The sequence below is a fragment of the Corallococcus exercitus genome (assembly GCF_042231735.1).
Classification (GTDB): Bacteria; Myxococcota; Myxococcia; order Myxococcales; family Myxococcaceae; genus Corallococcus; species Corallococcus exercitus_B.
The window spans coordinates 722,114-747,071 of the sequence record NZ_CP102577.1 but is presented as its reverse complement, the minus strand read 5'-3'; the positions used below and the strand labels follow the sequence as shown (position 1 = coordinate 747,071).

At 68.1% G+C, this 24,958-nt stretch carries 15 protein-coding genes; 6 read left to right on the top strand and 9 right to left on the bottom strand.

The features are described from left to right. Positions 1-12: 12 nt before the first annotated feature. Both NR792_RS02935 and NR792_RS02930 read right to left on the bottom strand, forming a co-directional pair. Positions 13-612, bottom strand: a complete 600-nt coding sequence (locus NR792_RS02935; protein ID WP_375758537.1) for a superoxide dismutase — start codon at positions 610-612, stop codon at positions 13-15. A gap of 42 nt (positions 613-654) precedes the next feature. Next, the gene (locus tag NR792_RS02930; RefSeq protein WP_375758536.1) at positions 655-1,158 is read right to left on the bottom strand and encodes a flavin reductase family protein; all 504 of its coding nucleotides are present in this window, start codon (positions 1,156-1,158) and stop codon (positions 655-657) included. 148 nt (positions 1,159-1,306) lie between these two features. Here NR792_RS02930 and NR792_RS02925 point away from each other — a divergent pair, with 148 nt between their 5' ends. The 6 genes from NR792_RS02925 (at position 1,307) to NR792_RS02900 (ending at position 15,674) form a co-directional block, all read left to right on the top strand. After that, on the top strand, positions 1,307-3,664 hold the full coding sequence (locus NR792_RS02925; protein ID WP_375758535.1) for an AAA family ATPase: 2,358 nt from the start codon (positions 1,307-1,309) through the stop codon (positions 3,662-3,664). A 30-nt stretch (positions 3,665-3,694) separates the two neighbouring features. After that, the gene (locus tag NR792_RS02920; RefSeq protein WP_375758534.1) at positions 3,695-11,704 is read left to right on the top strand and encodes a hypothetical protein; all 8,010 of its coding nucleotides are present in this window, start codon (positions 3,695-3,697) and stop codon (positions 11,702-11,704) included. Positions 11,705-11,716: 12 nt separating this feature from the next. After that, positions 11,717-12,241, top strand: a complete 525-nt coding sequence (locus NR792_RS02915; protein ID WP_375758533.1) for a hypothetical protein — start codon at positions 11,717-11,719, stop codon at positions 12,239-12,241. 11 nt (positions 12,242-12,252) lie between these two features. Beyond that, a complete protein-coding gene (locus NR792_RS02910; protein ID WP_375758532.1) occupies positions 12,253-13,023 on the top strand; it encodes a hypothetical protein in 771 nt (256 codons plus the stop codon). Further along, a complete protein-coding gene (locus NR792_RS02905) occupies positions 13,023-14,555 on the top strand; it encodes a formylglycine-generating enzyme family protein (protein WP_375758531.1) in 1,533 nt (510 codons plus the stop codon). Before NR792_RS02910 ends, NR792_RS02905 begins: the two co-directional genes overlap by 1 nt. 192 nt (positions 14,556-14,747) lie before the next feature. After that, the gene (locus NR792_RS02900; protein ID WP_375758530.1) at positions 14,748-15,674 is read left to right on the top strand and encodes a hypothetical protein; all 927 of its coding nucleotides are present in this window, start codon (positions 14,748-14,750) and stop codon (positions 15,672-15,674) included. Positions 15,675-16,133: 459 nt separating this feature from the next. On the opposite strand, the gene NR792_RS02895 is transcribed toward NR792_RS02900, so the two are convergent. The 7 genes from NR792_RS02895 to NR792_RS02865 all read right to left on the bottom strand — a co-directional run bounded on the left by NR792_RS02895 (position 16,134) and on the right by NR792_RS02865 (position 24,956). Then, on the bottom strand, positions 16,134-16,979 hold the full coding sequence (locus NR792_RS02895) for an HAD family hydrolase (RefSeq protein ID WP_375758529.1): 846 nt from the start codon (positions 16,977-16,979) through the stop codon (positions 16,134-16,136). Further along, complete coding sequence (locus NR792_RS02890) at positions 16,976-18,622, bottom strand: metallophosphoesterase family protein (RefSeq protein WP_375758528.1); 1,647 nt, start codon at positions 18,620-18,622, stop codon at positions 16,976-16,978. The genes NR792_RS02895 and NR792_RS02890 overlap by 4 nt, the downstream gene beginning before the upstream one ends. Positions 18,623-18,815: 193 nt before the next feature. Continuing rightward, positions 18,816-19,037 carry a hypothetical protein gene (locus tag NR792_RS02885; protein WP_375758527.1) on the bottom strand — a complete coding sequence of 74 codons (222 nt, stop codon included), beginning with the start codon at positions 19,035-19,037 and terminating at the stop codon, positions 18,816-18,818. Continuing rightward, positions 19,034-19,765 carry a hypothetical protein gene (locus tag NR792_RS02880; protein ID WP_375758526.1) on the bottom strand — a complete coding sequence of 244 codons (732 nt, stop codon included), beginning with the start codon at positions 19,763-19,765 and terminating at the stop codon, positions 19,034-19,036. Before NR792_RS02880 ends, NR792_RS02885 begins: the two co-directional genes overlap by 4 nt. A gap of 1,225 nt (positions 19,766-20,990) precedes the next feature. Further along, positions 20,991-23,162: a hypothetical protein gene (locus NR792_RS02875; RefSeq protein WP_375758525.1), complete on the bottom strand. Its 2,172-nt coding sequence runs from the start codon at positions 23,160-23,162 to the stop codon at positions 20,991-20,993. Further along, entirely contained in the window at positions 23,159-24,793 is a 1,635-nt protein-coding gene (locus NR792_RS02870) for a hypothetical protein (protein WP_375758524.1), read from the bottom strand. The genes NR792_RS02875 and NR792_RS02870 overlap by 4 nt, the downstream gene beginning before the upstream one ends. Then, positions 24,762-24,956 carry a hypothetical protein gene (locus NR792_RS02865; RefSeq protein ID WP_375758523.1) on the bottom strand — a complete coding sequence of 65 codons (195 nt, stop codon included), beginning with the start codon at positions 24,954-24,956 and terminating at the stop codon, positions 24,762-24,764. Before NR792_RS02865 ends, NR792_RS02870 begins: the two co-directional genes overlap by 32 nt. Between the last annotated feature and the right edge of the window lie 2 nt (positions 24,957-24,958).

Below are 24,958 nucleotides of genomic sequence, written 5' to 3'. Positions count from 1 at the left end.
CGTCACTTCACATCACTTGACGTCCGTGGCCTTCAGGTTCTGGTTCACGAAGTCCCAGTTCACCAGGCTGGTGAGGAAGGTCTCGATGAACTTGGGGCGCGCGTTGCGGTAGTCGATGTAGTAGGCGTGCTCCCAGACGTCGATGGTGAGCAGCGCCTTCTTGCCGTGCTTCATCGGCAGGTCCGCGTTGGCCGTCTTCATCACGGACAGCTTGCCGCCGCTGTCCTGCACCAGCCACGCCCAGCCGGAGCCGAACTGCGTGGCGGCGGCGTCGGCGAACTGCCGCTTGAACTCCTCGTAGGAGCCGAAGTCGCGGTTGATGGCCTCCGCGATCTCCCCCGTCGGCTTGCCGCCGCCGTTGGTCGGCGTCATGCAGTTCCAGAAGAAGGTGTGGTTCCACACCTGGGCGGCGTTGTTGAACACGGCGCCGTCGCTGCTGAGGATGACCTCGACCAGCGACTTGGTGGCCTCGGGCTTGCCCGCGGTCAGCTCGTTCAGCTTGTTGACGTACGTCGCGTGATGCTTGTCGTGGTGGTACTCCAGCGTCTCCGCGCTCATGTGAGGGGCCAGCGCGTCCTTCTTGTACGGAAGCTCGGGCAGCGTGAAGGGCATCGGGTACGTCCTTTCTGGGTTACGTGAGGTTCGTCTGCGGTTTCACGACTTCGGGGCGGGCCCTGGCTCCGGGTGCGCCGTCAGCGCGCGATACGCCCGGTTCCAGTAGAGCAGGGGCTCGGCCTCCGCTCCCCGCTGGATGCGCTCCACGCGGCCCACCAGCAACAGGTGATCGCCGTAACGGTGCACATCCAACAGAGCGCACGCCAGACCCACCAGGCTGTCCTGCACGAAGGCGCTTTCGTCGAACACCAGGCCTTCGGCCTCCCCCTTCGCGCAGCGGATCGACACGTCGCGTTGGGAGGTGGACAACACGCTCACACTGAAGCGACGGGCGGCCTCCACGCGCTTGAGCGTGCGGGAGGACTGCTGCAGCGACAGGACGATCAGCGGAGGCGTGAGGGAGAGCGAGCTGAAGGAGCTGACCGTCGTCGCCGCGACCCCGTCCGTGTCCCGGACGGAGACCACCGCCACCCCGCTCGCCCACCGGGACATCGCCTCCCGGAACTCCAGGGGCGACACCCCTTCAGTACCGCTCTGAGTCATGTGCCGGTCTCTACCACCCGCCCCGCCACCGGGTCAGCACTTCCTCCAATCCATTGGCGGAATACCAACGCAGTGGCACCCCCCTCTTTTGGCTCCCTCGATGGCCTGATCCACCCGCCCCCCGTATGCTGGCCGGCCGGAGGCGCCCATGGATCCGTTGTGGGGGGAGACGCTGAGGCGTCTGGATGCGCTGCTCGTCCAGGTGTGTGACCTGGAGGAGGCCCGCGCGTCGAAGCTTCGGGGTGAGCAGGAGAGTGGCTGGGATGCCGTGCGCACCACCGTGCGCCCCTCCGCGGCGGAGCTGGCCTTCAGCACCGCGCTGGCGGAGACGCCGCTCCTGGGCGCTTCGCCACCCCTCCCCTTCGCCCGGCTGCGCGCTTCGCTGCGCGTCGACCCCGTGGAGGAGGAGGCGCTGCTGCTGCTGCTCGCGGCCTGGCTGGAGCCGCGCTACCCGCGCCTGTTCGCCGTGCTCCAGGACGAGACCGCGCAGGGATGGAACGTGGAGCGGCTGCTGCTCACCGTGCTGGGCCGCACGCCGGCTCGCGCGCAGCGCTTGATGGCGTCGCTGACCGACAGCGGGCTCCTCGTGGGGGGCGGATTGCTGCAGACGGGCGCCGGCGCCTTTCCTCCCATGCTCCGGCCCGTGGACCTGGCTCCGGAGGTCCGCGAGGCCCTGCTGGAATTGCCCCGTCCCTCCGTGATGGGGGACCTCACGCTGGAGTGGCATGGCGTGGACGCCCTGCCGTCCGGCGAGCGCGCGGCGCCGGGGACGTTCGCCGTCGTGCATGGCGAGGGTGAGCGCCTGGGCGTGGCGCTGGGGCTCGCCTCCGATGCGGGGATGCCCCTCGTCGTCGCGCGGTGGGCGGGCACACAGGAGCCGGCGTCCATGGCCCGGGCCCTCTGGCGCCTGGCCTCCGTGCGCGGCGCCGTGCTGGCCCTGGACGTGTCCGGGTGTGAGCGCGGACTGGCGCTGTCCGTCACGGAGACGCTGTCGGGCCTGTGCCAGCGATTCGGCGGGCGGGCCCTGGTGCTCGCGGACTCCGCGCAGCCTGTCGCCGTGCCGCACCACGAGGCTCCCGCGCTGGGCTTCATCCAGCGGCGGGCCCTGTGGCGGGAGGAGGCCCGGGCCCGGGGACTGTCCCTGGCGGAGGCGGACGCGGGACGGCTGGCGTCCGGCTTCCGGGGCGGGCTCCAGGAGATCCGCCGCGTGTTCGACTCGGCGCCAGGGGGTGATGCGGACGCCCTTCGCGCCGCCGCGTCGCGGCTCGTGCAGGTGCCGCTGCGCCATGGCTACCGGCTGGAGACGTCGCGGACGTTCGCGGACCTCGTGGTGCGCGACACGACCCGCGCGGCGCTGGAGCGCCTGCTGTTCTACGTGGCCCAGCGCGACCGCGTCGCCGAGGAGCGCGGCCTGCTGCGCCGCTTCCGGCTGCACACCGGCCCGGTGGCCCTCTTCTCCGGACGCTCCGGCACCGGCAAGACGCTGGCCGCGGAGGTCATCGCCCATGCGGTGGGCCGGCCGCTGTACGTCGTCGACCTGTCGCGGCTCGTCAGCAAGTACGTGGGCGAGACGGAGAAGAACATCGACGAGGTGCTCTCCCACGGCGAGCGCGCGGGCGCCGTGCTGTTCTTCGACGAGGCGGACTCGCTGTTCTCCGCTCGCACGGAGGTCAGCAACGCCAATGATCGCTTCGCCAACCTGGAGGTCGGCTTCCTTCTCCAGCGCATCGAGCGCCACGACGGACTGATCATCCTCGCCACCAACCTCCAGACCGCCATCGACGAAGCGTTCCTGCGCCGCTTCCACGCGCGCATCGAGTTCCCCTTCCCCGAGGTCGAGGAGCGCCGGCGCATCTGGGAGCTGATGCTTCCGGAGGGCGTGCCTCGCGTGGGGACGCTCGACCTGGCGGGGCTCGCCCAGCGGCACCGGCTGGCGGGCGGCGACATCCGCAACGCCGCGCTCAAGGCCATCTTCCTCGCCGAACAGGCCGGCGCCCCGCTGGCCCAGGAGCACCTGGAGCGCGCCGTCGCCCTGGAGCTGTACGAGCTGGGCCGGCTGTCCCGGCGTCCGGAGGCGGATGCTCCCGCGGACGCGGGGACCCGGCTGCGCCGCGTGGCGGAGGTGTTCCAGGAGGCGCTGGACTCGCAGCTGCGACAACACTTCCTCAAGGAGATCCACATCCTCCACGGCTCTCCCACCCGGGAGGCGCTCGCGGGGAAGCGGCCCGCCGTGTCGCTCGCGCTCTACCGGCTGGCCGTCACCCAGAGCGGCGCGCTGCGTCTGGGCCTCATCGTCTCCGCCTGGTCCAACCGCGCGGAGGAGGAGCACGAGCTGCTCGGCGTGCTCCATGGGCTGCTCGCGCGCGGCCTCCCGCATGAGCTGGATGGCCGCAAGCTCACCCCTCGCGTCCAGGAGAGCTACGACTTCGACCTGCTCCACCGCTTCTGGAGCAGTCATGGACATCCCATCCGGGCCTCCCTGGTGCTGGACGTGGAGATGGCCTAGCGTCCCATTCACTGGTGGTACGGGGGGACCGTGCGCATCCGTGAACAGGGCTCGAAGGCGTCCGCCAAGGCCACGATCCGGAAGGGCTCCGGGCGCACTCCCTCGTCCTCAGCGGCCCTGCCGCGTGCACCGGGCGTCGTTCCCCGGGGCCCGTCCTCCTCCAATCCCGCGCGCGAGCTGGCGGCCCGGCTCGCGTCGCTGAAGGGCGCGTCCCCGGCCCTGCATGGGCCCGTGCTCCGCGAGGCCGCGCGCGACCAGGAGCGCCGCTGGAGCGACCCGGCGTGGCGGACGCTGGGCGGTCCGCGCTCGCACCTCTTCGAGCCGTGCCCCGGCCACCCGCCAGAGGTCGCGCTGCTCTCCACGCCCGGCGCCGTCGAGGCGGAGCTGGGCATCCACGGGCTCGCGCCACAGCCGAACACCGGGCTCGCGCAGGCGCCGGGGGAATCCCAGCCCGCGACCCTCGCGCAGCAGGAGGAGGATGCCCGGCGGCGTGCGGCGGCGCGCACGTCCGTCCTGCCCCCGGGCTCCGCGGATCAGCTGGGAGACCTCGCCGCGCGCCTGGCCGAGGCCCGCGCCTCCGACCTCACGCCCTCCACCCCGCTGGCGCTCAGCCCGTTCACCGGAGGCACGGCGACGCTCGATGCAAGCGTCGAAGCAGCGGGTCTGGGGGGCAGCACGTCGCCCACCGGCGCCCCGCCGCCGGAGACCACCGTCGATGCGCCCAGCGCGGGCGGTGAAGCAGCCACGCCGGATCAAGCACCCGAGCCCGCCGCCGTCCCCGCGGGAACGGCCCCCGGCGGCATGGATGAAGCCGCGCGCATCGACACGGTGGTGTCCGCGCTGTCGGCGCGGAGCGACGTCCGCATCGTCATCCGCCAGGCCTCCGGTGGCACGGGGCCCGGAGCCGTCGCGAAGCCTCCTCCCATCCAGACGGATGCCACGGTCGATACGGGCCTTCCCGAGGAGGCTCCCTCGCCCGCGGTCCCCGTGGCTCCGGCGGCGCTGGACGCGCAGAAGCAGCTGGCCGAGGCCCACGCGAAGGGCGTCCAGGGCATCCAGCAGGGCCTGGAGTCCGCGCCGGATCCGACGGGCGCCATCGCGGTGGAGCCCCCTGCCCCGCTGCCGGCCGCGCCTCCCGCGCCCACGGCGGAGGCACCTGTCACGGCTGCGCCCATCCCCGCCGCTCCGGCGGCGAGCGAGGGCGCGGACGCCGTCGCCGCCTGGAAGGGCCGCATCGCCGGCACCACGGCGAAGGTGCCGGAGCCCAAGCTTCCTCCCGCGCCCCGCTACACGTTCAAGATCACCCAGGCCGCCGTGGACCCCAACGCGGTCCGCGCCGCGCGCCTCAAGCAACTGGAGGACGAGGGCAAGAAGGCCATCACCCCGGCGCAGCAGCCGAAGGACCTGCCCGCCATCCCGGACGACCCCACCGGCAAGGCCTCCTCGCTGGTGGACGCGAAGTGCGAGCGGAAGCTGGAGGTCCGCAACGCGAAGCTCCCCGACCTGCAGAAGAGTCCGCTGGGCCACGTGCCGGAGATCGGCTCGCAGCTCATGCAGGACGACGGCGGGCACATGCTCATCAAGGGGCCGCTCGGCGACATCGTCTACAAGCCCGGCGGCCCGAAGCCCACCGACCCCGACAAGCTCAAGGACTGGACGCTCCTCCAGAAGAAGATCACCGCCGCGGCCGACAAGCAGAAGAAGGCGAAGGCCCAGCCCAAGGAGCCCGCGAAGGGCCTCACCGTCCTGGAACAGGGCGCGCCCGCGCCCATCAACGTCCCCGACTTCGCGCGCGTGGACATTGGCGACGTGCTGGCGCGGCTGCTCGCCGCTCCGGACAAGTACGCCGACGCCTCCGTCCAGAAGGCCCGGGAGGCCTACGTCCCGGGTGGCCTGGACGCGTCCTGGGGCACGGCGCTCGTCACCGCCGAGCGCACCATCTTCGCCGCCGAGCTCCAGCGCGTCGCGGACGCCGCGCAGCTCAAGAAGGAGGACCTGGACGCGAAGGTGGAGGCCCGCCGCAAGCAGCTGGTGGACTCGCACACCGCCACCACCGAGACGCTCAGCAAGGCCCACGAGGACGCGAAGACGAGCCTGGAGCAGAGCGGCAAGGGGTTCGCGGACTCCCTGTCGCGCATGCGCGCCTCGCTCGACGCGCAGTCCGAGGCGAAGGCCGCCGCCATCAAGGGCGGCGTCGACCTGACGGAGGCCCGCCGCAAGCGCGACGCCCTCATCGCCGCGGTCGACACCAAGGTGAGCAACTGGGTCGTCCGGTACGACCAGAACGGCAAGCGCTTCAAGGAAGCCTTCGCGAAGGCCGCGACCGACCAGATGCGCGCCTACGAGCTGGCCGCCCTCCAGGACAAATGGGAGCTGGAGAAGGACGCCGGCGATGATCCGGTGAAGCTCAAGGCCGCCGCGGAGGCGTACCGTCCCACCAAGAAGTGGCTGGACGACCGCCGCAAGGAGATTGCCGCCGTCGTCACCCAGGCGAAGCGCGACATCGACAAGAGCGTCGAGCGCTACCAGCAGGAGCTGCGCGACGCCGGCAAGGAGGCCCGGGAGGTCATCCGCGACTGGCACGCGAAGCAGATCGGCTACGAGCGCGGCTTCTGGGACCGGCTGCTCGGGTGGATCATCGACTGGCTGGCCGCCGCCCACGACGAGAGCCGCGCGTGGGAGGCCGCGCGCGCGCAGGAGAACAAGGCGTCGCTGGACCAGAACATGCTGTTCCTCGCGGAGGTGCGCCTGCGCCAGGGCGAGGAGCTGGACGAGGAGACCATCAAGGGCAACAACGCCCTCAGCGAGGAGCAGAAGGCCATCCTGCTCTCCTACTACGGCAAGGGCGGCAAGGACCCCGTGCAGGCGCTGGCGGAGGGCCTGGCCGTGCGCATCACCGGCCAGCGCAAGAAGCCGCTGCTGGAGGCGCTGGACAAGGAGCTGCTCGCGTCCACCGACCTGGAGCGCCTGAAGACCGTCGTGGACCAGCAGGAGCCGCTCTTCAGCAACCGCGCCCGCAACATCACCCTCATGGTCTGGGAGGGCGTGGACCAGTGGGGCACGGACGAGAAGAAGATCTTCGACGCGCTCGCCAACCTCAACCCGCTGCAGGGCCACTACGTCGAGGTCCTCTACGAGAAGGAGCACGGCGAGAACCTGCGCGCGCGGCTCAAGAGCGAGCTGGACGACTTCTTCAGCACCACCACGCACGACGCCGACAAGGCCGAGGCGCTGCTCTCCGGCAACGCCGCCAAGGTCGCCGCCGTGGAGCTGAACGAAGCCATGGAGGGCACCTTCCTGGGCACGGGCCTGGGCACGGACGAGGGCGCCATCCTCAACCTGCTGCGCGGCAAGACGCCGGAGCAGATTGAGGCCATCAAGAAGGCCTACCAGGCGAAGTACGGCAAGGACCTCGTCGCCCAGATGGACGACGAGCTGCGCAGCGGCGCGCTCAAGACCCACGACGCCGACGAGATGCACGCCCTGGTGGAGGGCCGCACCGAGGACGCGCGCGCCATCGAGATGGACCGCGCGATGCGCGGCGGGTGGTTCTTCGGCCTGGGCACCGACCGCAAGGCCATGGAGGGCGTCTACGACCGCATCCGCAAGGAGACGGAGGCCGACGCGCAGCAGTACGGCTGGGACTCCAAGACGTTCCGCGAGGAGCTGCTCAAGCGCAACCAGGCGCTCGACGCGTCGTATGAGAAGCAATACGGCAAGGACTGGACCGAGCGCGTGGGCACGGAGAGCGCGCTCAGCGCCGCGTTCCGCGACGAGATGCAGGGCGACGAGCTCAAGCTCATCCAGGGCCTGCGCGACGACAAGGGACTCCAGGTGGATGCGGCGCGCATCCACATCGAGCACACCAGCATCTTCTACGCGGACGACAAGATCATCCGCGACGCGATGTCCGCGGAGGGCAAGCGGCAGATCGCCGACGCGCGGCGCGACGGCTACCTGGACATCCAGGAGCGGCTGGACATCGAGCGCGAGCTGGACGCGGCGAGGGTCAAGCCCGCCAGCAAGGGCCCGCTCACCGATGAGGACCGCAAGAAGGGCCTCATCAGCGAGGTGGAGTTCCTGGACAAGTGGAGCCCGGAGAAGCTCCAGGCCCGCATCGCGAAGGAACGCAAGGAGGTGGACGTCCAGGCGAAGGCCCGGGCCCAGGCCAACGCCCCGGCGAACATGAAGGCGCTGGCGGCCGAGTACGACGCCGCCTACGTGGACGCCACGCTGGGCCAGCCCACGTTCGAGCAGGCCGTCCGCATGGACACGTCCGGCGCGGACCGGGAGGCCGTCGATGCGCTCCTGAAGAAGGGCTACCTCACCGACGCGGAGGTCGTTCAGTACGCCGTGCAGGGCGCGGGCACGGACGAGGACGCGCTCAAGGAGGTCATGGCCGGAAAGACGAAGGAGGAGATCAAGGCCATGGCCGAGGAGTGGGCGAAGAACAACCCGCCCGACCCTGGCGACACGCGCACGCCCCTCGAGCGCTTCCGCGCGCGCATCGACGAGGAGCTGAGCGGGCGCGAGGCCTTCGACATCCTGGACATGGTGGACCACGGCGAGCCCGTCACGCCCCAGGAGAAGGCGGACCGGGCCTGGCGCCGCGCGCACTTCGAGGCGCGCTCCACCAACGGCATGGCGTCCTCGGAGTACCAGCTGGTGCTGTACCAGGCGTCCGCGCTGGACGCCGAGGTGGCGGCCCTGGAGCGGCACGAGCGGATGCGCCCCAAGCCCGGGGACAAGAACTACACCGCAGACGGGCTGCGCGCCTGGCAGGACGACTGGGAGAAGAAGGCCGAGCGCGTGACGGTCCAGGCGGGGCACGCCGACGAGTCGGTGAGGATGCACCGCGAGCAGGTGGACTTCGTCACCGACCGGCTCGTGAACATCCTCGGCGCGGTGGTGATGGCGGTGGTGGTCGCCATTGGCGTCGTCGTGAGCATCTTCTTCCCACCGGCGGGCGTGGGGTTCTGGGCGGCGTTCGGCGCGTTCATGGCCAGCTCCACGGTGCTGGTGGGCACGGCGCTGGCGACGGCCGCCGTGATGATGGCGACGAAGGCCGCCATGAAGGGCGCCGCCTACGGCTGGGAGGAGGCGGCCACCGACGCGGGCGTGGGCGCGTTGGATGCGCTCACCGCCGCGGCGACGGCGGGCATGGGCTCCAAGCTGCTCAAGCTGGGGTTCCTGGCGCGCATGGCGGAGAAGGGCGGCACGCTGGCGCGCATGACGGCGCACGGCCTGGCGCAGGGCGCCGAGGGCCTGGTGCAGTCCGTGCCGTCCGCCTTCCTGGGCAACGTCCTCAACGACGAGAACTACAAGGGCGGCAACGCGCTCCTCAACGTGCTGGCGGGCACCGTGATGCAGGCGGCGCCGGGCGCGGTGCTGGCCGGGGGCCTGGGCGCGCTGGGCGGCATCTCCAAGCCCCGGCTGCCTCCGCGCACCCAGGACCTGCTGCACTTCCGGGGCACGCCCAAGGAGCGGCTGACCCTCTTCAAGAAGTGGAAGGCGGAGAACCCCGCCGGGAACATGAAGGAGTTCCTGCGCGAGTTCGACGACAGCCTGCTCAAGCAGATGTCGAACGACTTCGACAAGAAGCAGCTCCAGCGCGTGATGCGCAAGGAGCTGCTGGAGCACATCCCGCCCGCGCAGCGGAAGGCCTTCGCGAAGACGCCCATCGAGCTGGTCTCCGAGGCGGACTTCCAGGCGCTCACCGGCAGCAAGAGCGGCCAGGCCGTCACGATGTTCCGGCGGGGCAAGCCCACCATCGTCGTCAAGGCGGGCGCGGACCTGTCGGCGCTGGGCGAGGAGGGCCTGCACCTGCTCCAGCGCCACGACAAGGCGACGCGCGGCCTGGTCAAGTCGCTGGACGAAACGGCGCTGCGGCACTGGGACAAGCTGCCCATCGAGAAGCAGTTCGAGCTCTACCGCAAGAAGCTGCGCCTGGAGATCGACGCGCAGGAGTCGCTGCTGGCCTCGCTGGAGGGCAAGCGCGGCGTGTCCATGGACCCCGCGGAGGCGGCCCGCCGCATCCGCCAGGGCGAGAAGACGCTGGAGAACCTGCGCCAGCGGATGAAGGAGGTGGATGCCTTCACGCCCCTGGACCTGGCGGAGTTCGGCCAGGGCGTGCGCGCGAAGCCGCAGTACCTGAATGAACCGCCGCGCCTGTTCACCAAGAAGCCTCCGAAGGCGCCGGCGAAGACGGCGGCCAAGAAGCGCGCGGGGGGCGGCAAGAAACGGCAGGCGCCGGTGCTCACCGTGACGGACACGGAGCCGGTCATCTCGCAGACGGGCCGGGCCAACGACGCCTGGCCCAACACCGTGCATCACGCCGACCACCCGGACGTGGGACCGTTCTCGAAGACGCCGCCGCTGAAGGACGACCCGTTCATCCAGGGCGCGGAGCGCCAGGTGTTCTCGCAGCAGCAGCGTGGGCGCACCACGCTGAAGCTGGACCCGAAGGACACGGTGGCGCAGATCGGCCCCGCCTGGCAGGAGCTCAAGCCCGGCACCACGGAGATCCGCTACTACAAGCTGGTGGAGGTGACCCGTGCCACGGGTGAGAAGGAATACCTCCAGCTCATCATGTCCAAGCGGTCCGGCAACCGCTGGCAGGTGCGCGGCAGGGACATCACCGAGGCCGGCGGGGCGCTGGAGAACATCCAGTCCAAGAAGATGACGGAGGCGGTTCTCGGCAACAAGCTGGGCCCGACGGAGAAGTTCCGGCGGCTGGACTTCAAGCCCCTGGGCGAGGCGCAGGGCAGCGGCTTCGACGAGATCATCGTCGAGTTCGACCACGCCGCGGATCCGAAGCTCGCGAAGCTCCACGTCGTGGAGGTCAAGGGCGGCGGCCACGCTCCGACGCTCGAGAAGTTCACCGCGGTGGGAGAGAACCTCCGCCAGAACCTGGACGAGCTGCGAGACAAGCTGACCGACCTGGCCTGGGCGAAGGCGCACGGCCTGGGGCCCGCGCACCTGGAGGCCCTGGGCAAGGCCATCGACGAGTGGCAGCTCTCCATCGAGCTGCGCATCGGGCCGAAGACGCCCATGCCCGCGCCGGGCCGGGACCTGGTGGGCCGCGTCGAGCGCATCGCGGATGCGTGGCGCAAGCTGTCCCTGGTCCACGCCGTCATCCCCGAGGGCGCCGCGGCCCGCGCGGAGATCGAGGCCTTGATGAAGGAGTTCAAGGCCGCGATGCACAAGGGCCGCGTCAAGCCCACGATGAAGGCGCTGGAGAAGGTGGAGAAGGCCCTCAAGGGCACGAAGCGCAAGCCGGGCCTGCTGGCGCAGTACAACATCGACCCCAGCGAGCTGAAGAGCCTCATCCACAGCCTGGACCCGAACGTGAAGCCGGGGGAGATCGCCCGCATCACCGAACCGTTCGAGGCCGCGAAGCGCGTGCGCACGATTGGCCCCACCGGCAACGTGCTGGGCTGGGGAGACTTCGACATCACCCTCTCGCGCAGCTGGCGCAACCGCCGGTTCAAGCCCTTCGAGCTGGCGCAGATGCGCGACCTCCAGAAGGGGCTGGAGGCCATCCCGGAGCTGGACCCCGCCACGTTCGGCACGCTGTCGCTGCGCGACCGTCAGCAGGCGCTCAAGAAGTCGGTGAGCGCGGCCATGGACGCGCTGGGCATCCCCAAGTCACGCCGTCCCCGGGTCGAGTTCCAGAACCTGGCGGCGGGGGACTACGGCTGGATGGAGTGGAACTTCAACGTGACGCCTCAGGGCCGGCTCTCGCCCATGAACCGGCGGGGCGTCATCGTCATCAACGAGAACCTGGACGTGGGCGACGCGGTGGGCACCGCCGTCCACGAGTCGCGCCACTACTATCAGGCGTATCAGGCCTACCAGTACTCGCTGGGCCGGCAGTCGCATCCGTTCTCGCGCCGGTGGTGGCGCAACCTGCCCGGCTCCGGCGGCCACTACTATGGGCCGGGGGACCCCCGGTACTTCCGGCAGCCCATTGAAACGGACGCGGAGAGCTTCGGCCGCCGCGTCATCGATCTCTTGCCGCCCATCTGGCCTCCTCCATGATGAGGTTCCGACATGCGCGTCGCCCCTTCCATCTCCGTCACCTGCTTCGTGTGCGGCTCCACGTTCACCGTCCACAACAAGGTGGACCTGGAAGGAGGACGGCGGACCGTCCTCCAGGAGCCGTCAGCCTGTCCCTTCTGTGACGCTCCCCTGCGGAACATCCCGAAGCTGGACGTGGGCGTGGCCAAGAGCCTGCTGCTCACCGAGGCCGGCGCGCCGGAGGAGAAGAAGACGTATGGCACGGTGGAGCGCTTCCTGGAGCGCTTCACCCGCACGGAGGCGGAGGTGGACACGCTGCTGTCGTTGGCTCGTAAGCTTGACCTGGGGGCCTGGGAGGAAGCCAACCTGGCGCGGCTCCAGCGGAGCAAGGACGCGGGGCTGAAGGCGGAGACGAAGTTCGTCGCGAAGCTGCGGATGGAGGCGGAGGTCGGTGGCCTCTTCGAGCGATTGCAGCGCGCCGCGGCGCCCGTCAAAAATGCGCACCGCGCCCTGTGGAACCGCCACATGGCCATCTTCCGGCAGCGGAAGCACTCGTAAGGAGAGACCCCATGGCCGAGTCCTCGAACAGCGCTCCAGGCACGTGGGCCGGGCTCTTCTCCTCCGAGTGGGGAGAGGACGCCCACGCGCGGGAGTTCATGAAGCGCTTCACCGCGATGGCGCTGGCGAAGCCGAACACCCCGGTGACGCACCTGCGGACGCTGGCGGACGTGCTGGCGTCGCTCATCGTGCTGACGGGGGCCACGGAGGCCCGCGCGGCGGCCGAGCCGCTGGTGCCGATGTGCGAGCCCGCGCTCACGCAGGCCGGGCGGCTCTTCGAGTCCGTGGATCCCCCGCGTGTCGCCATCCAGGTGCTGTCCTTCGTGAACGCGGCGGAGGCCTGCGGGGCCGCGCAGGGGCTGGTGGAGGGCTCGGCAGCGAAGGCGTGGCTGGCGGCCATCGCGAAGACGGTGAAGAAGCAGGACGACCTGCTGCTGTACCGCTGTGGGCTGGTGGCGCTGTGTCTGGGCGACCCGGACCTGGCGGCGAAGCTGGTGGGAGGCGGGAAGCTCCCGGCGACGCTCACGCCCGGAGAGCAGTTCGGCTTCAACGTCCAGGGCTTCGTGCGCTACCTGGCGACGGCGATGAAGGTCCAGGCCCCGTCGGAAGCGGTGCGGCCCGCGTGGGACTCCTACGTGGAGGGCTATCCGAAGAACAAGGCCGCGGAGCGGGCCTCGTGGAGTGACCTGGTGTGGGCCGCGCGCGCGTACTTCGTGGGTGTGGAGGGGCGGCCGGTGGCGCGGGTGGGTGAGTCGCTGCATGCGCGCGTGAAGCCGGCCTGATGCGCTCCCCTGCCCTCGTCGCGCGGCCGGAGGTTTCGTTCGAGGCGATGGACGGGGTGCTGTCCGCGCTGGGCTGGTTCCTCCAGTCCGAAAGCCAGACGCCGCCCATCATCCCCGGCGAGCCGGAGCTCGCGGTGTACGTGCACCGAGGGACGGACACGGCGCTGCACTACACGTTCAATCCGGTGCTCCGGCTGCGGGTGCTCGAGTTCTCCGGCCGCGATGCGCTGGGGCAATGGGCGACCGTGCGCAAGGCGGTGCCGGTGCTGGATGCGCCGGCGCTGGCGGCGCTGCTGACGTCGTCGGAGACGCGGGAGGTCCTGCTGGGATTGCTGGCCACGGAGACGCTGCGCGAGCGCGCGTCGCTGGACCGCGTGTCGGCGCTGCGGTTCCACCCGGAGTTCAGCGTGTCGCGGACCGCGGAGCGCGTGCTGGCATCGCTGGTGCCGGATGGGACGGAGGAGGTATTCCAGCGGCTGAAGGCGGAGAAGGAGGCGCATCCGGACCGCTCCGTGCTGTTCGCGCACCTGCCCGGTGAGGAGCAGCGGCGGCAGGTGCTGCGCTGGCTCATCCACGACTACACGGCGTCCAATCCGGACATCGACGCGGTGCTGAACTCGGCGCTGGTGGACGAGGACGCGGAGGTGCGGGTGACGGCGGTGCTTGCGGCGGCACGACTCCAGGCCCGCGCGGTGCTGCCGGCGCTGCGCGAGGCGAACATCCCCACGTCGACGCGAGAAGGCGCGTCCCCGTTGGACCGGCATTTCTACGTGGGCCTGCGGAACGTGGTGGCCGATTTACTCGCAGGCCGGCCGCCGCCCCCGGAGGGTTCACCGAAGCGCGAGCGGATGTCGCCGCTCCTGCGCGCGCTGTCAGGTCCCGTGGAAGTGCGGAACGACCCCCAACTGCTCCTGTACTCGCTGACGACGCCCGTGGATCCGGGGCCGCCTCCCGCGTCGTTGCCGGAAGCGCTGGTGGAGCGGGAGGGCACGTACCGGCTGCGCCGCTCCGGGCTGGAAGCGAGTTGGGTGCCGCCCGTGGAGCACTGGCTGGGGACGGAGGGGACGCTGCGGCGGGTGAAGTCACCTGGGTACTTCGTCGCACGGGTGCCCGTGAGCCGGGCCGCGGCGGCCTGGGCTCTGGCGGCTTCGCAGGGGCCGGTGGGCACGGCGGGGCCGGACGCGGAGGAGCCCCTGCCCTGCACGCGGGTGGAAGCGGAGCAGGTGTGCGAGGCGTTGGCCCGCATCGAAGGCGTGGAGCTGCGGCTGCCTTCTGGTGACGAATGGGAGATGGCGGCCCGGGGGCCGGATGGGCGGCTGTTCCCGTGGGGCAATTCGATGATGGAAGACGGGGCTTCGCGCGCCTCGCCATGGGGCGTGGAGAAGCTTGTCGCTTCGCTGCCTCAGTGGGCGCGGGATGGCCTGCTGTGCGGCGGACGGGAGCAGCCGCGGTGCGCTTCCCGTCGCGAGGTGGCGGCGGAGGATGGGAGTGCGGTGGGAGCCGTGCGGTGGGTGGTGGCATCTTCGGCTTGATGAAGCAAGCGCTACAGCCGTAGTGGACCAAGACCAAGGATGCTCCTGACACTAGAATCATGCCGCACACACTGGAATCACGCCAACTCAGTAGCGCGCTGCTCAATCCAAGCACATTGGGTACCCCTCCCAAGACCCCTCGCATACACTTTGTATAAACCCAGAAGAGACGATCAGCCACACAAGGAAAACATGAGCAACTGGCTTGATGTCATTTCGCGCTATGTCACGCAACGAGAGGCCCTTGCCGAAGCCATTTTGGTCGAAGCGTTGCGCTCCCAGCGAGTCATCAGGAGGTTCCAGGAGGCAATTGGAACCGACTTGAGATGGAATCTCCGGAAGGTCACGAGCCAAGAGTGGTCAGCCAACCGTGAAGCACGTCACGACATCGTATTGACGTCCGACAGCGGCAGGCAAGTGCGCATCGAGCTCAAAGGCGATGCTCCCTTTACCAAGCGACAGACAAAGGCTCTCAGACTAGGCAAACAAGCCGACAACAATACGCGAATTGACGTATTGATCATGCCAAGCTGGCGGCAGCCACCAAAGCAACTTGGAGACGGAGTGAAAATCATTCATTGGGAGGCCATTGATGGCATTCTCGGCTCCAAGACGATTGGTTCACTTGCGGGCCTCTGGCTGGGCAGCTCGAAACTCGCATCGGCCGATTTGGTCTTGGGTGCCAATCAATACATGAAGTACTGGGAAACAAAGAGAAGAGGCTTGACTTGGCGCAACCTTTGGTTAGCCCTTCAGTTCATTCGGGCGCGTTTCTCGCCTCGCCTTCAATTCTCAAAGATTGATGGTTCGAAATCTCCAGGGAAAACTTGGTACTATGGCGTCTCCGTTTCGCTTAATGAAAAGCGATTCTGGCTGGGGTGGGTATTCCGAGTATGGAAGCACAGGCAAATCCATCTTTCGCTCATAGCTCTTGAGGATCCAAAGGGCATTCGTTTAAGGGGAGCCGAACTCCAGCCATACTTCGGCACCACCGGCGATGACGATCGAATGGTAAAGCTTTGGGAGAGAGGACCAGAAGAAGGAGTGCTCGACCTTTTGGATATTTGCAAACTAATAGGCAAGTGCTGTGGCATCAGACCATCTCAGGAAACAGCCTAAATACTTTTCCAGACACCAAGCAGGGCGCGTGCGCTGGCGTAGCACGGGAAGAGAGCGTAGTGGCTAAAGGCGCAACAGCACGTGCCGGAAGGCATAGGGCATTCGGTGCCTCGCGTCTTCCGAGAGGCAGCACGCATTCTTGTGTTGCGCTCTTCCAGTGCCGCCTTCACGTATTCAAATGTCGTGGCCTGCGCCTCGTGCCTACGCAAGAGAGGTTGCAGCCAGGCTGCCTACCGCCTCCAGTTCCATTACGAGACGGCCAACCAGCAGAACTTCCGGTGCCTGCGCTTCAGTGGCCGATGGCTGCTGCATGGGAAGTCTCGCTCCCCCTCCTGTTTCTTCAACAGGAGGCGAACTGCGGTCCTTTCCGAACTCCAACTGTAGGACCAGTCCTCTCCGGCATGACACCATTTGTCTGTTGGTCTGCGCCACAGGCTGTGGCAAAGCGCCTATTCGACGTCATCCTGCTGCGGCAAGAGCCAGTAGCTCGGAATAGCGCTGGATCGTGTGGTCTGGAGTGATTTTGGCGGCATTCTGCTTCAGTTCGGCTTCGCGCTTTACGTCTTCAGAAGTCCAATGGCTGATCTTCACGAGCGCCGCCCATTGAGACTGGTCGTAGCGGGTGCCGTACTCTGCCCAGACAGCTTTGACGCCAGCCGCCTTCGCCATCGCAATGTCCCTGATGAGGCTATCACCAACATACCAGGATTCAGCTAGAGAAATTTCTTCTCGGTTGCAGATGTCTGCGAGCAAGCGCGGGTTGGGCTTTCGCTCCGCACGTGGAACTAGTCGCACAAAACCTTCTCGCATTGGCGTGGGCTGGCGATCTGAGCTGTCGGGATGCGGAGTTACATTTCCCTCAAGTGCGTAAAGGTGCTTAAAGTGCTTTTCGATTCCCAGTCGTCTGAGTCGGAATTCCGCATTAACGGCTAGAGCTTCCGTATGTCCGACAATGACTACGCCGGATGCGGAAAGTATCTGCAAAGTCTCTTTGACGGACTCGTACAGTCGCAACTCTCGCGAGCGAGCAGAATTGAAGGCGTGCAGGGCCGAGTCAAGATGTCGCTTCATCTCTCCGACCGGAATGTCCCCAAAACGCCGTCTTGCTGATGGAAGCTCTAGTAAAGCAAAGGGGTATTCCGAGTCGCCGTATCGCTGGTGAATCGCTCTAAATTCAGCAAACAGCGTCGCCTCGTCGATATCAAGTAGCCGAGTCAGCTCACTCGACATTGCCTTGAATGCCGTTGAGAAAAACGTAACCCAGTCATACAGCGTGTTGTCGAGGTCTGTTATAAGTAGTTTCATGCTCGCTCTCGAGCGGATTCGTACGGCAGTTCAATGTTCCAAACCTCCTGGGATTCCGCAACCGCGTCGACTGATCGCACGGTGACTCGTACGGAGTTGCGCTTGAACTGAAGAACACCGAAGGTGTTTGGCGTGTTGGGAGGGAGATGGTTACGCTCGACTCCTGTGCTCCCCATACCGATGACGTGGAAGCGCCACCAGTTGGAAACGCTCCCGACGAGCGACGTCGGCTTAACGATCTCGGTGCACGACGGTTGATGCATGTGGCCATGCAGCACAAGATTGACTCGATGCTTGACCATCCATTGCATGAGAGCCTCTGCGTCAAGGACTACACTGTAGAGCGCTCCTGGAACTGGCTGTTCGCGAAAGCTTGTCGGCACTAGATGGTGGTGCAGGACCACGATCCGGTAGGGTCGCGGCGCCTCGTCGCTCTTTCCCTCCCAGCCGAGCTGCTTTGAGGCATCTCGTAGTTGCTCATCGCCAACAAATCCGTGGCCTTGGAAAATCCCCGGCCGCTGCTCAAGCAGCGATGAGTTCAGGCAGACAATCTCAATGGGAATTGCCCCTCCTACGAGGATTCGACGGCCGCAGCTCAAAAACTGATTCGCGGGGAGGTGAAATAGGTCTTGGTAAAACTTCGAGTATGGATTTCGTGCCTGTTCGAACGCAATGTCAATGGGTGAGTCTTTGTCGTTCGGGCGAGCCGAGAAGGCTACATCGTGATTGCCCGGACAAACTGCAAACTGGTGCGGCTCTAGCTTCGCCCAGCTCCGTGTCCAGTCGAAGAAGCTCTTGGATTGCTCAAATTCGGCCGGATCCGCCTTCCATGTGACGTCTCCGGAAACCACCACTCCTGCAAGATCCGGTGTTCCTGAATCACGCAAAGCTAGTTCAATCGCATGGCCTAGGCTCTTCTTTGCCGTGCTCGGCTTGATTGGGAAGGCATGGTGGCTGTTGGAGCCAGCTGTGTAGTGGAGATCAGACACCCAGAGTAAATTAAGGCTGGACGAGGATGTGAAGTTGCGTGAAAAGTGTGACGGAGCGAGCTGCTCCGTGCCTGCAATTGAAATCTCGTGGTTGCTGTCGGTCGGAAGACTCGGACGCACGAACCAGATAGTTCTGTTCTGATGCGTAAGTTCGCCTGTTGAGTGCACTCTCTTGTTGTAGAAAGCCGTGTACTTGGATGGGGCGTCGACAAAAAACTCGTCTACCTGCACATAGGAGAGGGTCTGCAGATTGATGTTTGAGGGCTTAATTGCGCCCAACTTAAACCATGCCAAGTTCCGGTTAGACTTATAGTAGGTTGGTGTCTTCGCTGTTTCAGGTGTTTTGAGAAGTTCCCGAGTTGGGGACCACTTGATCTCGAAACACAGCGCCTCGAAGAGCTGGCTCGTCCCCGAATCAAGGAGATATAGCGTCAGACTGGATTGGCTCTGCCTTCCTCGTCTGGAGGCTTTGTTGGTCATTTTGGTGAGCAGTTCACCAAAAGTAGTGACCGGGACTTGCTCGCCCCCTTTGTTCCACCAACCCCACCAAACGTACCCGTGCTGCTCAGCGATCTTGTTGTGCCGCTTCACTGTTTCGCCCTGTGGCGTCGTCAGGTCTCTGAATCGGAGTATGAGCGTCTCGACATTGGGCATGAGGCATCCTGTTTGGCTGTATCCTGGGTGCAGTTTGTGTATGTAGTAATGAGGATAAGCTAGTTCCCTGACGGGTGCCCACAAAACCTGACAGGGGGTGGTCAGGTCCTGTAGGATTGAGCCCCTGCGCGCACCTCATGGAAGCGTGGCGAGGGCCGACCTGTACAAATTGACTGGGCAGCATCCGCTCTAGCTACTTCTTCGGCATCCGGATGTTGGGGTTCGCCGCGACTTTGGGCGCGCTCTTCGCCTTGAAGTTGCTTCCGGCCGCGGCCTTCATCGTGGGCCCCGCGGCCGCGCTTCCGAGCTGGGCTCGGGGTGTGTCGGTCTTGGGTTGCTGCGAAGGGGCGATGGACTTGTTCATGGCCGGCTTGCGGTCGGGGGTCTTGCGCGTCTGGGGCGTCATGGTCTTCATGGCTTGCCTCCTGGAATGCGGCCCGCGGGGATGCCTTCCAGCTTGAGTGACACGCCGGACGGCGCTGGGACTTCCAGTTCCACCAGCCCGCCTGGACCCGTGATGTGCACCTCCGTGCCGATCTCCAGGCGGCAACCCACCGCCGGGCGGCCCGCTTGATCCTGGGCCAGCAGCCTGCGCCGGTCGTCGCTCACCACCACCGACGGCCTTCTCAGCGCGACCTGGGCTTGTGCGATGAGCACGCAGCGCTGGCCTTTCACGCTCGCGCGGACCTGGGCCCGGACGCGGGCGACTTCGGGTGCCTTGCCTTCGGGTGGCTTCGCGAGGAGCGTGGCCCTGGAGGACTGCGGGCCCGGTAGCACCGCGCCTTCCCAGAGTGCTTCGAACCCCTCATCCAGGCCCACCGCCGCGAGCGACATGGGCAGACGCACAGGCTCCGCGCCGATCCAGAGTTCTTCGGGCGCGACGATGGCCACTTCGGGATCCAGCTGGACGTCGACGATCCATGACCAGCGTTCGGTCAGGATGTCGGCGAGCCATCCAGCCTCCTCGGGCGACATGCGCGCCAGGGCCTTCTCCACGTGCGCCGGGTCCGCCAGCCGTTGGAGCGCGGCGGCACCATCCTTGAACCTCGCGTTCTCCAGCAGGCCGTCGAGCTGATCTGGAAGGTGCTTGGAGAGGGAGCGCAACAGGTGCCCCAGTCGCTGCCTTGGAGGAAGTCCACTCATCCTCGCCTCCGCCACAGGGAGCGGCCGGTCATCCGGCGCCGCAGTCGCTGTTCTGCTTGCTGGAGCGCTTCGTGGTCCCTGTCCGTGACGCGACGTCCGTTCACGAAGAGGGCTCGCGCACCGGTGTCCATTTCGTCATCCGGTGCTTCAATCCACGGGAGGTCTTCATCCAGGGCTTCCTGCCGGGGCGGTGCTTCGACTCGCGGCGGAGGAAGCAACGTCTTCACTTCGATGTGCACCGGCCCTGCTGGTACGGGGCGCCCCACGCTCCGTGATGGAGGACGTGCGGGTTCCGCCGGCTTGCTTCGTCCTGGCGGTGCGGGTTCCCGCGCGGCTGTCCTTTCGGGCTGGGCGACGCTGTCGTGACGTCGTGGCCCGGGTGCGTCCTGGAACGGTGGGGCCTTTCGCGTGTCCGGGGCAGGCAGGCGGTCCGGCGCGTGGAGTGGCCTTCTCCGTGGCGATACCCGTGCCGGGGTCATACCGGGCGCCACGGGGGAAGCCTGTTGTTGAGGTTGCGCGACGGCGCGGGCAACCCGGTGGCGCCGCGTGGCGGGCTCCGGAGCCCGTGCGCTGACCCGAGGGCGTTCGGTGGTCCTTTCCTCGGAGGGCCGCGGCACCCGGTTCCTCCGGGAGACGGGGGCTTCCACCACCGCTTCGACCACAGGAAACACTTCAGGAGTGTCCTGCTTCGCGGGTGCGACCCGGGGGCCATCCTGGGAAGGAACCTCCCGGGCCTGGATGCGAGGAAGGATTGGAGGTGACTCCACGAACTCCGCGTGGGGCTCTGGAGCGGTAGCGACCACGGGGACCGCGCTCGTGGGACGTGGGCCCTCTTCCTGGATTCGGGTCGGGGCTTCGACCGTGGGCCTTGGTTCCCGCGTCGTTGCCGGTGTCCCTTCGGGCCGGGGAACGCGACGGCGGACCGGCGCGAGGGGTTCCGTCCTGGTGGGGCCCTGGGCCTGAACAGCGGGCCTGAGGAGCACCGGCGGCGTCACGTCTCCAGGCTCGGTGAGCGCCATGGACCTGGGGCCTGACGTGGGCGACGCGGTCTTCACCGCGCGACCTGTCTCCCCTCCCCGCCTCTGCGCACCCGGCGTCGGCAGGGACGGCGGCAGGGGCGGATCCACCTTGAAGTCCCCGCCCTCTCCCCGCTCCAGCGGATGGAGCACCCGGTCCAGGTCCGCGAGAAGCGCGGCCACCGCGAAGAGGTCGTCTCGTGCTTCGCTCATGTCGGCACTCCCAGCCAGGACTTGAGGACCGTGGTCGCGGCCCGCAGCTCCGGGTCCCGCAGCACCATCTTCGTCACGCCGCCGTCCTGCACCGTGATGTTCGCCGTGCCCGGGTCCAGCTCGATGGGCAGCATCACGCCCGTGGCGAGGCTGGGACCTCCGAAGCCCTTGAAGTCGCGCCGCAGTGTCACGTCGCGCACCAGCGCCTTCGGCAGTTGCAGGTCGCGCAGCGTGATGACCACGACCGCCTCGTCGTCCCCGCAGCACAGGGGCGTGGGCGTCGTCGTCACCTCATCATCCGCCCGGGCCGCCGCGCCCGTGCGCACGTCCACCGTGTCCACCTGCGCCACGCCCTGCCACCAGGTGCCTTCGTCGTCCGCGCCTCGCACCAGCAGCAGTTCCCCCGGCCTCGCCACCTGCACGGGCTTGCTCGAGCCGGACGCGCTCGCGGAAGGCACCCCGTCCAGGAACAGCCGCGTCGCGCCGACCTCCACGGGAGGCAGCAGCTTGAACGTCTGGCCTGGATACGGCGCCGCCACCGCCGGCGGCACCAGCCCCAGCGCCCCACCGCCCTGCCCCAGCAGCAGGTTCAGCTTCGCGCCCAGCGCGATGACCTCCTGCACCACCCCGTCCGCCTGCGGGCCCGCCGCCGAGTGCCCGTCCAGCAGCTCCTGCGACGAGACCGACACGGCGCTCCCGTCCACCGGCGCACCACTCCTCACCAGTCCCGCCACCCCCGGCAGCTTCGCGTCCGTCGCGATGGACACGTTCAGCGGCGCGATGCGCAGCCGCTTCTCGCCCGGCGTGCCCCCCTTCACCTCCCAGCCCAGCACCAGCGCCAGCGTGGGCCGGTCTCCGCCCACGTGCGCCACGTGCCCCGCCTGCACCCGCCCCAGGTCCACCGTGGGCGTCACCGACAGCGCCGTCGCCTGCGTGGGCGTGTCCTTCACCAGCAGCACCGGGCCCACCAGCGGAATCCCCGTGGACTGTCCCGCGAGCACCCGCGTCAGGCTGTCGCAGAACGGCTTCAGCACCTGCCGCAGCAGCGGCGCCAGCGCGGCCCGGTTGCGCGCGTCGAACCACCTCTGGCGGAACACCCAGTGGAAGCGCAGCGACCACTCCAGCGTCCGGAGCATCCGGAGCGGGCCGTCCGGATACGCCAGCCGCGCCGCCACCGCTTCGTCCATCCCCTTCCCCGCTTCGATGTCCAGCGTCGTCAGCTCGTTGGACAGCTGCCCGGGGATGCCGGGGGAGTCCGCCCTCCGCAGCGTGGTCTTCAGCGACGCCAGTCCGGGCACGGACCCAATCACGGTGCGCGGAGGCTGGAGCGCCGTGGCCACCGCGCCGTAGTCCGTCGCTGACGCCTGCAACGAGTCCGCCGCGCGCTGGAGCGCATCCGTCAGCTCCGGGGCCGCGCCCTGCTCCTCCACCGTGGCCTTCGCCTGGAGCAGCACGTTCCGGTCCGCCAGACACTCGCTCTTCCGGGCCGCAGCGCCCGAGGCCACCGGGTCGAAGGCGCTCGAAAGCGACGAGACGGACAGCCCGTCCAGCACGCTGCTGAGCGACACCGTCTCCGACGTTGTCGTCAGCTGTGCCCGCCTCGCGGTGCGCAGGCCCGTCCACGTCCCCAGTTCCGCGACGCCGCTCTCCGCGGCCTCCTTCCGCTGGTCCGTGGTGAAGAGGCCCGCGTCGATGGCGTCCGACACGACGCCGCTCGCCGACAGCGGCCCGAAGTCATACGTGGGCACGCGCACCGCCACCTCGCCGCCGTGCTTCTCGTCGCGGAACGCGAACAGCGTCACCGTGCTGGAGAGCACCGCCGCGCCCGTGAGCTGCCCGTCGCTGTCCGTGCCGATGGTGCCCACCGCGAACTCCAGCTCCTCCACTCCTGGCAGCCGGCCCTCCGTCCCCACCAATGAGCCGACGGACACCGCGGGCAGCCCTTCGCCCCGGGGAGCACTGGCCAGGGCCGGCGCCAGCGCGATTCCGACCGCGCGACGGCGGGCCCGCTCGATGACGTTGAACACCGGCAGCAGCGCGCACACCGTCTGCACGTGCGGCGCGTCCTGGTCCGCCACGCCTTCCACGCGGTCCAGGAAGGCCTCCAGCTGCTTCCAGGCCGCCTGCCACCCATCCAGCTCCATGCTCAGGCGCTTCACCGCGCTCACGGGCCGGTTCCTTTCTTCGGCGTGCCGGGAGCCGGCGCGGGCGGTTCAGCGGCGGGCGGCTGCGGGCTCGGTGGACGCTCCGACGCACCCGGCCCGCCAAACCCCATCGCCAGCGAACGCGCTCCCCGGCGCTGGGAGTGCTTCGTCGTGGCCATGCCCTCGACGATCTCCTTCTGCTCCTCCAGATGCTCCTTCGACTGGTCCAGCACCTCCACCAGCGTGGAGCGACCCCGCTCGGCGGCGGCCTTGAGCTCCTCCGGCGTGCGCCCCACCGCCTTCACGAACTCCTCGGGCGCCTCCTCCACCGCCTTCACGAACGTGTCCGCCTGCTTCTGGGCCTTCGTCTTCAGGTTGCCCCAGGCGTCCTTCACCTCGTCCGCGCTCGCCTCCAGCACCTGGGCCGCCTTGCTGTTCTCTATCGCCTTCGCCACGTCCTTCAGCGTGAGCTCTCCCGACGCCAGGTCCATGGCGGCGGACATCCCCAGCAGCTCCCAGAGCATCGCGGCCTTCGCCAGGTTGGGCCCGGACGCCAGCAGGCAGATGCCGCCCACGTAGCCGCCCGGGGGCCGGTTCGTCGCCGTGAGGAAGGCCTGCTTCAGCCCCGCCACCCCGCCCGTCGTGGACACCGGCAGCGCGTACATGCCCGCGGACTTCAGCGCGTCCAGCAGGTCGATGATGGCCTGCACCGCCTGCGCCAGCTTCATCAACACCTGCGCCTTGTCCTGCATCGCGGCGGCGAGGCTCTTGATGAGCGACGCGAGGTTGTCCACGGACAGCAGCAGCGACCGGAGCGCCTCCGGGAGGATGAGCAGCTTCTCCAGGTCCGGGAACAGGTCGCGCATGCGCGCGGACTTCCAGTCCGGCTTCACTGACTTGCCACGCGCCCGGCTGCGGCGCGGATCCAGCGAGCCCCTGGGGTACTTCTCGAACGCCTTCTTGAACGCGCTGATGTTGAGCAGCTTGCCCAGCAGGTACAGCGCCTGCCGGAGCGCATCCAGCGAGGGCGCCGCCATCACGATGAACACCGCCTGCACCGGCGCGCCGTCCGTGACCACCGGGCGCGCGTTGTCCCCCGGGTCGTCGAACGACGCGGTGAACCGCCCCGCCCAGCGCGCGAAGGCGTCCGGCGTCGCCGGCGGCCGCTCCAGCGCGAACCCCGCCTTGAAGTCCCTGGGCAGGTTCGGGATGAAGCCCGTCTCCGCCAGGTTCGTCTCCGTGGGACCGATGCCCGGCGCGTCCGCGTAGAGGTACGCGCCCGCGTTGAGCAGGTCGTCGATGATGTCCTTGAGCAGCGTGTAGGCCGCGAGGATGAGCGCGCGGAACGGATCCAGCAGCCCCAGGAGGATGGCCGCCAGCGCCTGGAGCAGCGCCTTCACGAACTGGAGCACCGCGATGATGATCTGGAGCGGCGGCTTGACGATGCCCACCAGCTGCTCCAGCCCCGGCGGCGCCGCGAGCACCAACGGCCGCCACGCGGGCCCGGCCGCGGTCCCCGCGCCCGTCCCCGTCCCCGTCCCGGTGCCGTCGCCTTCTGTCCCTTCCGCCTCGGCCAGGGCCTTCGCCAGCTCGTCGCAGCAGACCTCCAGCGCGCCGTGGAGCTCAGCGATAGCGGCGTCGTTGAACTCGGCCACGCGTGTCCTCCCGGGTGCGTTGTTCCAGCTCCATCAGCTTCTCCAGCCGCTCGGCGTCCTGGGCCACGCCCACCGCCGCCGCCTGGAGCAGCAGGGCCTTCACCTCTTCCAGCCGCTCGCGCAGCACCGATGCTTCCAGCGGCTTCCAGCCGGGCTCCTTCATCG

What these genes read in the sequence shown, in the direction of transcription:
- NR792_RS02935 (WP_375758537.1), bottom strand. Translation starts at nt 612, where the DNA reads ATGCCCTTCACGCTGCCCGAGCTTCCGTACAAGAAGGACGCGCTGGCC.
- NR792_RS02930 (WP_375758536.1), bottom strand. Translation starts at nt 1,158, where the DNA reads ATGACTCAGAGCGGTACTGAAGGGGTGTCGCCCCTGGAGTTCCGGGAG.
- NR792_RS02925 (WP_375758535.1), top strand. Translation starts at nt 1,307, where the DNA reads ATGGATCCGTTGTGGGGGGAGACGCTGAGGCGTCTGGATGCGCTGCTC.
- NR792_RS02915 (WP_375758533.1), top strand. Translation starts at nt 11,717, where the DNA reads ATGCGCGTCGCCCCTTCCATCTCCGTCACCTGCTTCGTGTGCGGCTCC.
- NR792_RS02910 (WP_375758532.1), top strand. Translation starts at nt 12,253, where the DNA reads ATGGCCGAGTCCTCGAACAGCGCTCCAGGCACGTGGGCCGGGCTCTTC.
- NR792_RS02905 (WP_375758531.1), top strand. Translation starts at nt 13,023, where the DNA reads ATGCGCTCCCCTGCCCTCGTCGCGCGGCCGGAGGTTTCGTTCGAGGCG.
- NR792_RS02900 (WP_375758530.1), top strand. Translation starts at nt 14,748, where the DNA reads ATGAGCAACTGGCTTGATGTCATTTCGCGCTATGTCACGCAACGAGAG.
- NR792_RS02895 (WP_375758529.1), bottom strand. Translation starts at nt 16,979, where the DNA reads ATGAAACTACTTATAACAGACCTCGACAACACGCTGTATGACTGGGTT.
- NR792_RS02890 (WP_375758528.1), bottom strand. Translation starts at nt 18,622, where the DNA reads ATGCCCAATGTCGAGACGCTCATACTCCGATTCAGAGACCTGACGACG.
- NR792_RS02885 (WP_375758527.1), bottom strand. Translation starts at nt 19,037, where the DNA reads ATGAAGACCATGACGCCCCAGACGCGCAAGACCCCCGACCGCAAGCCG.
- NR792_RS02880 (WP_375758526.1), bottom strand. Translation starts at nt 19,765, where the DNA reads ATGAGTGGACTTCCTCCAAGGCAGCGACTGGGGCACCTGTTGCGCTCC.
- NR792_RS02865 (WP_375758523.1), bottom strand. Translation starts at nt 24,956, where the DNA reads ATGAAGGAGCCCGGCTGGAAGCCGCTGGAAGCATCGGTGCTGCGCGAG.